We start from the raw sequence: 325 nt of genomic DNA on the forward strand, positions 1-325 counted from the left end.
TGACATTTTACCATAAACCCGCCGTAAGCTTCCTCGCAAAGACGATTAAAAAGATATGGAAATTGTTCTCTGTTGATCTTGTTCCAAACATGACGATAGGCGACGGCAGAATATTCTGGGATATAAATAAATTCGCTAAATGATTCTAGAAGATTATCTATGTTCTCATCTTCTGTTTTATGTGTTTCTGAATTTACAACCCCAACAGATCCATTAGCTCTGTATTTCGCGAGCTTGGCATAAGTGTACTGAGAATCTGTGCTTTGTGTTTCTGGATATATGTCGAGAAATGTATAGTTAAACATCCCTCGGCTCACCATCCATC

At 38.2% G+C, this 325-nt stretch carries 1 protein-coding gene; it reads right to left on the bottom strand.

Translation table 11 applies throughout. The annotated features are described in order from the left end of the window. Positions 1-325, bottom strand: a 325-nt coding sequence (locus MTBSS4_RS22075; protein WP_217425494.1) for a hypothetical protein, incomplete at both ends; no start/stop codon positions are given.

This window comes from Magnetospirillum sp. SS-4, from assembly GCF_902729425.1.
Classification (GTDB): Bacteria; Pseudomonadota; Alphaproteobacteria; order Rhodospirillales; family Magnetospirillaceae; genus Phaeospirillum.